The following is a 10,197-nucleotide window of genomic DNA, read 5'->3' on the forward strand; positions in this document are numbered from 1 at the left end:
GCCCAGTCGGCCGGGGACGGCACCGGCCGCCCGGTGGACCCGGCCGACTGGGCCGTGCTGGGCGACGGCCTGCCGTCCGTGGACCGGGCCCGCCGGTACGCCGGTCTCGACGCGCTCGCCGCGGACGTGTCCGCGGGCGCCCCCGTGCCGGATGTGGTCCTCGCCACGCCGGCCGCGCAGGCCGCGGCGCGCGGAGCCGATGTCGCGGAGTCCGCCCACGCGGCTCTGCTGGACACGCTCGGCCTGGTCAGGGCGTGGCTGGCGGACGAGCGGTTCGAAGGGGCCCGGCTCGCCGTGGTCACCCGCGGGGCCGTGGCCGCCGGTGCCGAGGACGTCCCCGGCCTGGCACACGCCGGAGTGTGGGGCCTGCTGCGCTCGGCACAGACCGAGAACCCGGGCCGCCTGGTGCTCGTGGACCTCGACGAGGCGGCCACCGAGGCACCGGGCACCCCGCTGGAGACGGCGCTGGGCACGGGCGAGCCGCAGGTCGCGGTGCGCTCCGGCCGCGCCCTGGTGCCGAGGCTGGGCCGTACGGGCCCGGCGGCCGGCGAGGGCGGGACGCCGCGCTGGGACGAGGGCACGGTGCTGATCACCGGTGCCACCGGCGCCCTCGGCGCCGTCCTGGCCCGCCACCTCGTCACGGAGCACGGCGCCCGCCGCCTGCTGCTCCTCAGCCGGCGCGGCGCGGACGCGCCCGGCGCCGGTGAGCTCCGCGCGGAGCTCACCGGGCTGGGGGCCGAGGTCACGCTCGCCGCCTGCGACGTGGTCGACCGCGAGGCCCTGGCCCGGACGCTGGCGCAGGTCCCGGCCGAGCACCCGCTGACGGCCGTGGTCCACACCGCGGGCGTCCTGGAGGACGGCGTGCTCACGGGCATGACGGACGATCAGCTGCGGAACGTGCTGCGGCCCAAGATCGACGCGGCGTGGAACCTGCACGAGCTCACGCGCGACGCGGACCTGTCCGCCTTCGTGCTGTACTCGTCGGTGGCGGGCCTGCTCGGCACCGCGGGACAGGCCAACTACGCGGCGGGCAACACCTTCCTCGACGCGCTGGCCGCCCACCGCCACGCCCTCGGCCTCCCCGCCACCTCCCTCGCCTGGGGCCTGTGGCAGGAGAGCAGCACTCTCTCGGGGCACCTGGCCGACGCGGACCTCAAGCGCCTGGCGCGCTCGGGCCTGCTGCCCCTGGCCTCGGACGACGCGATGGCCCTGTTCGACGCGGCTCCCGCCACGGGCGAGCCGGTCCTCGCGGTCACCCGGCTGGCCGTGGCCGCGCTGCGGGACTCCGGCGCGGAGCCCCCGGTGCTGCTGCGCGGCCTGGTGCGCGGCGCTCCGCGGCGGCCGTCGGCCGCCGCGGGCGGCACGGGCGGCACGGGCGGCACCGGGGCCGGGCCGACGCTGGCCGAACAGCTGGCGGCGCTGCCCGCGCCCGAGCAGGAGCAGGTGCTGAACGACCTCGTCCGTACCCATGTGGCCGGCGTACTGGGGCACTCCGACGTCACGTCCGTGGCGGCCGACCGTGCCTTCCAGGAGCTGGGCTTCGACTCGCTGACCGCCGTGGAGCTGCGCAACCGGCTCAACGCGGCGACCGGACTGCGGCTGCCCACCACGCTGGTGTTCGACCACCCCAGCCCCGGCCACCTCGCGGCCCACCTGCGCGGAGAGCTCGTCGACGACACGTCGGCCGCCGGTCCGGCCCTCGCCGGGCTCGACAGCGTGGAGGCCGCGCTCCGGGCGGCGGCCATGGACGGCGACGCGTACGACCGGATCACCGAGCGGCTGCGCGCCCTGCTGGACCTCGCCGCCGCGGCCGGCGGCGGGGCGAGCGGATCCGTGTCCGGCGACACCGGACACGACGACCTCGCGTCGGCGAGCGACGAAGAGCTCTTCGCCCTCGTGGACGAACTCGACTGACCCGCGCCTCGGAACCGCACCCCCATTCCCACCGGCACAGGCCGGGCACGACTCTCTGGAGCTGAACGCACGTGGCTGACGAGAAGGAACTCCGCGAGTACCTCAGGCGGGCCGTCACCGACGCGCGCGAGGCGCGCAAGCGCCTGCGCGAAGTGGAGGAAAAGGCACACGAACCGCTCGCGATCGTCGGCATGGCCTGCCGCTATCCCGGTGGCGTGGCCTCGCCCGAGGACCTGTGGCGGCTGGTCGCCGACGAGGTGGACGCGGTGACGGGCTTCCCCGTCAACCGCGGCTGGGACCTGGACGACCTCTTCGACGCGGACCCCGGGCGCACCGGCAAGAGCTACGTCCGCGAGGGCGGGTTCCTGCACGACGCCGACCTGTTCGAGCCGGAGTTCTTCGGGCTCTCGCCGCGCGAGGCGCTCGCCGCCGACCCGCAGCAGCGGCTCCTGCTGGAGACCGCCTGGGAGGCCATGGAGCGCGCGGGCATCGACCCGCAGGAGCTCCGCGGCAGCCGCACGGGGGTGTTCACGGGCCTCATGTACCAGGACTACGGGTCCCGTCCGCACCTGCCCGCGGAGGGCTTCGAGGGCTACCTGTACAGCGGCAGCGCCGGCAGCATCGCCTCCGGCAGGCTCGCCTACACCTTCGGCCTGGAGGGCCCGGCGGTCGCCGTCGACACCGCGTGCTCGTCGTCGCTGGTGGCCCTGCACCTGGCGGCGAACGCGCTGCGCCGCGGCGAGTGCGACCTGGCCCTGGCCGGCGGCGCCGCGGTGATGTCCACGCCGACCGGCTTCGTCGAGTTCTCCCGGCTGCGCGGGCTCGCCCCGGACGGGCGGTGCAAGCCGTTCGCGGCGGCCGCCGACGGCACCGCCTGGTCGGAGGGCGTCGGCCTGCTGCTGGTGGAGCGGCTGTCGGACGCGCGGAAGAACGGGCACCGGGTGCTCGCGGTGATCCGCGGCTCGGCCGTCAACCAGGACGGCGCCTCCAACGGCCTCACCGCCCCGAGCGGACCGGCGCAGGAGCGCGTCATCCGCCAGGCGCTCGCCTCCGCCGGCCTGTCCGCCGCGGACGTCGACGCGGTCGAGGCCCACGGCACCGGCACCACGCTCGGCGACCCGATCGAGGCGCGCGCCGTCCTCGCCACGTACGGCCAGGGCAGGCCCGAGGGGCAGCCGGTCTTCCTGGGCTCCCTGAAGTCCAACACCGGCCACACCCAGGCGGCCGCGGGCGTCGGCGGCATCATCAAGATGGTGCAGGCGATGCACCACGGCGTGCTGCCCAGAACCCTGCACATCGACGAGCCGACCTCGCACGTCGACTGGGAGTCGGGCGCCGTCGCCCTCCTCACCGAGGCCCGCGCGTGGCCGGAGACGGACAGGCCGCGCCGGGCCGCGGTCTCCGCGTTCGGCATGGGCGGCACCAACGCCCACGTCATCATCGAGCAGCCCGCCGAGGACATCGCGGAGGGCATCGCGGGGGAGAGCATCGCGGGGGCCATCGCGGAAAAGGGCACCGCCCAGGACGCTCCCGCGGACGCCGCGCGGGTGGCCCCGATGGAGCTCGGCGCCGTGCCGTTGGCCCTGTCCGCCAGGACCCCCGCCGGTCTGGCGGCCCAGGCGGAGCGGCTGCTGGCCGCGCTCGGGGACGGGCCGGGCACCGGACTCGCGGACGCCGGACTCGCGGACGTGGGCCTGTCCCTCGCCACCTCGCGCGCCGTCTTCGAGGAGCGCGCCGTCCTCGTCGCCCCCGACCGGGACGCCGCCCTCGCGCAGCTGCGGGCGCTGGCCGCGGACGAGCCGGCGCCGGGCGTGGCGCGCGGCCGCGCCGCCGCGGGGGCGAAGACCGCCTTCCTCTTCCCCGGGCAGGGCTCGCAGTGGACCGGCATGGCCGTCGAACTGCTCGACTCCTCGCCCGTGTTCGCCGCCCGCATGGCCGAGGTCGGCGCCGCCCTGGCCCTGTTCACCGACTGGTCGCTGGAGGACGTGCTGCGCGGCGCCGAGGGCACGCCGCCCGTCGAACGCGTCGACGTCGTCCAGCCCGTCCTGTTCGCCGTGATGGTCTCGCTGGCCGAGCTGTGGCGCGCGCACGGGGTCCGGCCGCAGGCCGTCGTCGGCCACTCGCAGGGCGAGATCGCGGCCGCCTGCGTGGCCGGCATCCTCTCCCTGGAGGACGCCGCCCGCGTGGTGACGCTGCGCAGCCAGGCCATCGGCCGCGGGCTGGCCGGACTGGGCGGCATGGTCTCGGTGTCCCTGCCCGCCGACGAGGTGCGCGAGCGCGTCGCCCCATGGGGCGACCGCATCCAGCTCGCGGCCGTCAACGGCCCCTCCTCGGTGGCCGTCGCGGGCGAGACGGAGGCCCTGACGGAGCTCCTGGCCGCCTGCGAGGCCGACGGCGTCCGGGCGCGGCGCATCAACGTCGACTACGCCTCCCACTCGGCCTACGTGGAGCTCCTGCGGGACGAACTGGCGACGCTGCTGGCTCCCGTGCGGCCCCGCAAGGCGAGCATCCCGTTCTTCTCCACCGTCACCGGCCAGTGGGTCGACGGCACCGAGCTCGACGGCGACTACTGGTACCGCAACCTGCGGCAGACGGTCGAACTGGAGCAGGCCGTGCGGGCCCTCGTGGAGCAGGGGTTCGCCACCTTCGTCGAGGCGAGCCCGCACCCCGTGCTGGCCGTGGGCGTGCAGGAGACCATCGAGGCCACCGGCCGCGACGCCGCCGTACTGGGTTCGCTGCGCCGTGGCGAGGGCGGCCCGGAGCGCTTCTGGCTCTCGCTCGGCGAGGCCTTCACCCGCGGCGTCGCCCTGGACTGGGAGACGGTCTTCACCGGCAGCGGGGCCCGCCGCGTCGACCTGCCGACGTACGCCTTCCAGCGCGAGCGCTACTGGCTCGACCCGTCGGCCGCCCCCGGTGACGCCGCCGGGCTGGGCCTGGTGACCGCCGGTCACCCGCTGCTGGGCGCCGCGCTGGGAGTGGCCGGCCGGGACGCGTACCTCCTCACCGGCCGCCTGTCGCTCCGCACCCACCCCTGGCTGGCCGACCACGCCGTCTCCGGCACCGTGCTCGTACCCGGCACCGGCCTGCTGGAAATGGCACTGCGCGCGGGCGAACAAGCAGGCTGCGACACGGTGGAAGAACTCACCCTCGCCGCCCCGCTCGTACTCCCCGAAAAGGGCGCCGTCCAGCTCCAGCTGTCCGTCGGCGAACCCGACGACTCGGGACGGCGCGCCCTGCACATCTACTCCCGGCCCGACGGCGAGGACGGCGGCGAGCCGTCCTGGACACTGCACGCCGAGGGCACCCTGCGTCCCGCCGCGGAGCCCGCCCCGGACGCCGAGCTGCTGGTGTGGCCGCCGGCCGGGGCCACCGAGGTGGACCTGACAGGCGCCTACGAGCGGGTGGCCGCCGAGGGCTACGCGTACGGCCCGGCCTTCCAGGGGCTGCGCCGCGCCTGGACCCTGGGCGACGACGTCTTCGCCGAAGTCGCCCTCGGCGAGGAACAGCACGCCGACGCCCATCTGTTCACCCTCCATCCCGCCCTCCTCGACGCCGCGCTGCACACCCTGCTGCCCGGCGTGACCGCGGAGGAGCGGCCCGCGCTGCTGCCGTTCGCCTGGGCGGACGTCAGCGTGCACGCCACCGGTGCCACGGTCCTGCGCGTCCGCCTGACCCTCACCGGCCCCGACGCGCAGAGCGCCGTGCTGACGGTGGCCGACGGCACGGGGCAGCCGGTCGCCGGTGTCGGCTCGCTCACCCTGCGGCCTCTGTCGAAGGACGCGCTGGCGGAGGCGGGCAGCACCGCGCGGGACGGCATGTTCCGTGTGGAATGGGCGGAGCGGACCGAACCGGCCACGGGCGGGGGCTCCGACGATCTCGCGCAGTGGGTGCTGCTCGGCGACGCCGCACACGGCCAGGGCCTCGGCGTCGGCCGTACGTACGCCGGTCTGCCCGAGCTGGCCGACGCCGTGGCGGGCGGGGCCGCCGCTCCTCCCGTCGCCGTCCTGCCGCTGCCGGCGGCGGACGCGGGCCCGGACGGGAGCGGCCTGGCCGACGCCACCCGCGCCGCCACGCGCGAGGTCCTGCGGACGGCACGCGACTGGCTCGCGGACGAGCGCTTCGCCGACGCGAAGCTGCTCGTGGTGACCCACGGCGCGGTGGCCGCCGGGGACGGGGACGGCACCGACGTCACCGGCCTCGCGCACGCGGGTGTCTGGGGGCTGCTGCGTTCGGCGGCCACGGAGAACCCGGGGCGGTTCCTGCTCGTCGACCTCGACGGGACGGCCGACGGCACCACGGCGGGCCCGCTGCTGGCCGCCGCCGTGGCCTCCGGCGAGGCCCAGGCCGCCGTGCGCGAGGGCCGGATCCTCGTCCCGCGCCTCTCGCGGGCCCGCCGCTCCCCCGCGGCCGAGGACAACACCGCACCGCGCTGGCACGAGGGCACCGTCCTGATCACCGGTGCCACCGGCACCCTGGGCGCCGCCCTGGCCCGTCACCTCGTCACCGGGCACGGGGCCGCGCGCCTGCTCCTGCTCAGCCGGCGCGGCCCCGGCGCCCCGGGCGCGGCCGGACTCCACGCGGAGCTGACGGAGCTGGGCGCCGAGGTCACGCTCGCCGCCTGCGACACCGCGGACCGCGAGGCCCTGGCCCGGACGCTGGCGCGGGTCCCGGCCGAGCACCCCCTGACGGCCGTGGTCCACACCGCGGGCGTGGTCGACGACGGCCTGCTGTCCGGCCTGACCCCCGACCGCCTCGACGCGGTGCTGCGGCCCAAGGCCGACGCCGCCTGGAACCTGCACGAGCTCACCCGCGACGCGGGCCTGTCCGCCTTCGTACTGTTCTCCTCCCTCGCGGGCCTGCTCGGCACCGCGGGACAGGCCAACTACGCGGCGGGCAACACCTTCCTCGACGCCCTCGCCGCCCACCGCCACGCCCTCGGACTCCCCGCCACCTCCCTCGCCTGGGGCCTGTGGGAGGAGACCAGCGCCAGCACCGGCCACCTGGACGACGTCGACATCAAGCGCATGGCGCGCTCGGGCCTGCTGCCGCTCACCACCCGGGACGGCATGGACCTCTTCGACGCCGCCGTCCGCCGGGACGAGGCCGTCCTGGCCGTCACCCGCCTGGACGCCGCGGCGCTGCGCGGCCGGGACGACGTCCCGCCGCTCCTGCGCGGGCTGGCCCCCGCCGTCCGCCGCCGCGCCGCGGCCGGCACCGGCGACGGCGCCACGCCCGCCCAGCGGTTCGCCGCGCTCGCGCCCGGGGAGCGGGACCGCGTCCTGGCCGAGCTGGTCCGTACCCATGTCGCCGGGGTGCTGGGGCACTCCGCGGACACCGCCGTGGACGGCGAACGCGCCTTCAAGGAGCTGGGCTTCGACTCGCTGACGGCCGTCGAGCTCCGCAACCGGCTGCAGACGGCCACCGGTCTGCGCCTGCCCACCACCCTGGTCTTCGACCACCCCAACACCGGTGCCCTCGCCGCCTACCTGTCGGCACGGATCTCCGACGAACGGCCCGCGGACCGGAGCGCGGCCCCCCTGGCCGCTCCCGCCGCCACGGCCGAGGACCCCGTCGTGATCGTGGGCATGGCCTGCCGCTATCCCGGCGGTGTCACCTCGCCCGAGGACCTGTGGCGGCTGGTCGCCGACGAGGTGGACGCGGTCACCGAGTGGCCGGCCGACCGCGGCTGGGACCTCGACGACCTCTACGACCCGGACCCCGGGCGGTCCGGCACCTCCTACACCCGTAACGGCGGATTCCTGCACGACGCCGACCACTTCGACCCCGGGTTCTTCGGCATGTCCCCGCGCGAGGCCCTGGCCACGGACCCGCAGCAGCGCCTGCTGCTGGAGACCGCGTGGGAGACCCTGGAGAGCGCCGGCATCGCCGCCTCCGCCCTGCGCGGCAGCCGCACCGGCGTGTTCACCGGCGTGATGTACCACGACTACGCCTCCCGCGTGCACATCGTCCCCGAGGACATGGAGGGCTACCTCCTGAGCGGCAACGCCGGCAGCGTCGCGTCGGGCCGCGTCGCGTACACCTTCGGCTTCGAAGGACCCGCGATCAGCGTCGACACGGCCTGCTCGTCGTCGCTGGTGGCCATCCACCAGGCCGCGAACGCCCTGCGCAACGGCGAGTGCGAGCTGGCGCTGGCCGGCGGTGTGACCGTGATGGCGACGCCCATGGGCTTCGTGGAGTTCTCCCGCCAGCGCGGGCTCTCCCCGGACGGCCGCTGCCGCTCCTTCGCCGACGGCGCCGACGGCACCGGCTGGTCCGAGGGCGTCGGCCTGGTGCTCGTGGAGCGGCTGTCGGACGCGCGGAAGAACGGGCACCGGGTGCTCGCGGTCCTGCGCGGCTCGGCCGTCAACCAGGACGGCGCCTCCAACGGCCTCACCGCCCCCAACGGCCCCGCCCAGGAGCGCGTCATCCGCCAGGCACTCGCCAACGCCGGGCTGAACAGCGCCGATGTGGACGCCGTCGAGGCGCACGGCACCGGCACCCGGCTCGGCGACCCCATCGAGGCGCAGGCCCTGCTGGCGACCTACGGACAGGGCCGGCCCACGGACAGCCCCTTGTGGCTGGGCTCGCTGAAGTCCAACCTCGGCCACACCCAGGCCGCCGCGGGCGTCGGCAGCGTCATCAAGATGGTGCAGGCGATGCGGCATGGCGTCCTGCCCAGGACCCTGCACGTCGACGAGCCCACACGGCATGTCGACTGGGAGTCGGGAGCCGTGGAACTGCTCACCGAGGCCCGCGCATGGCCGGAAACGAGCGCGCCCCGCCGGGCCGCCGTCTCCTCCTTCGGCATCAGCGGCACCAACGCGCACATGATTCTCGAACAGGCTCCGGTGGTGGAGGACGGCGGGGATCCTGAGGCGGGTGCGGCGCCTGCGGCGGTGCCCCCGGTGGTGCCCTGGGTGCTGTCGGCGAAGACGCCGGAAGCCCTCGCCGGACAGGCCTCCCGGCTGCTCGCCCTCACCGAGGCCGACCCGGCGCTCAGGCCACTGGACATCGCCTGGTCCCTGGCCACCACCCGTACCGCCCTCGACCACCGCGCCACCATCACCGTCGGCGACGACCGCGAAGAGCTTCTGACGGCGCTCGCCGCGCTGGCCGCCGGGCAGAGCGCTCCCGGTGTCACACGAGGCACCGGGACCCGCGCCGGGCGGACGGCCTTCCTCTTCACGGGGCAGGGCGCGCAGCGCGTGGGCATGGGCGAGGAACTGTACGCGGCCTTCCCCGTGTTCGCCGCGGCCTTCGACGCGGTGTGCGCCGCCCTGGACCCGCACCTGGACCGGCCCCTGCGCGACGTCATCGAATCAGGCGAAGGACTGGACGACACCGCCTGGACCCAGCCCGCCCTCTTCGCCCTCGAAGTAGCACTCTTCCGCCTCGTCGAATCCTGGGGCGTACGCCCCGACTACCTCGCCGGGCACTCCATCGGCGAGATCGCCGCCGCCCACGTAGCGGGAGTCCTCACCCTGGAGGACGCCGCACGCCTGGTGGCCGCACGCGGCCGCCTCATGCAAGCCCTCCCCGCAGGCGGCGTCATGATCGCCGTCCAGGCCACCGAAGAAGAAGTCCTCCCCCACCTCACCGGCCACGAAGCCACCGTCGGCATCGCCGCCGTCAACGCCCCCCACGCCACCGTCATCTCCGGCGAACACCACACCACCACCCGCATCGCCGAACAACTCAAAGCCCAAGGCCACAAAACCAAACACCTCACCGTCTCCCACGCCTTCCACTCCCCCCTCATGCAACCCATGCTGGAAGACTTCCGCACCATCGTCACCACCCTCAACTTCCAGCCACCCCACATCCCCGCCGTCTCCACCGTCACCGGCACCCTCATCACCGACGACTGGACCACACCCGACTACTGGATCAACCAAATACGCCAACCCGTCCGCTTCGCCGACGCCCTCCACACCCTCCACACCACCGGCACCACCACCTACATCGAACTCGGCCCCGACGCCATCCTCACCCCCCTCACCCACGACACCCTCAACACCACAGACACCACAGACACCACAGACGGCGAACGTCTCGTGGTCACGGCCCTGCGACGCGACCAGTCCGAGGCCCGTACCCTCGTCGCCGCCCTGGGTGAACTCCACAACCACGGCGTCCCCGTGAACTGGCAGGCCCACTTCGCCGGAACCGGCGCACGCCACATCCCCCTGCCCACCTACGCCTTCCAGCACGAGCGCTACTGGCTCGACGCCGGCACCCAGCACACCGACGCCACCGACCTCGGCCTCACCCCCACCCAACACC

Annotated in this window: 2 protein-coding genes and 1 pseudogene; all 3 read left to right on the top strand. The window is 75.5% G+C overall.

Translation table 11 applies throughout. The features are described 5' to 3' along the window. A partial coding sequence (locus tag K6I34_RS22695; protein ID WP_229328172.1) for a beta-ketoacyl reductase occupies positions 1–1,914 on the top strand: 1,914 nt, incomplete at its 5' end. 71 nt (positions 1,915–1,985) lie between these two features. Continuing rightward, a pseudogene (locus K6I34_RS38960) lies at positions 1,986–2,036 on the top strand (polyketide synthase docking domain-containing protein); the annotation flags it as partial. A 93-nt stretch (positions 2,037–2,129) separates the two neighbouring features. After that, positions 2,130–10,197: type I polyketide synthase (locus tag K6I34_RS22700; RefSeq protein ID WP_374230992.1), on the top strand; the 8,068-nt coding region annotated here is incomplete at its 3' end.

Origin of the sequence: Streptomyces sp. UNOC14_S4 (genome assembly GCF_020740835.1) — a bacterium.
GTDB lineage: Bacteria > Actinomycetota > Actinomycetes > Streptomycetales > Streptomycetaceae > Streptomyces.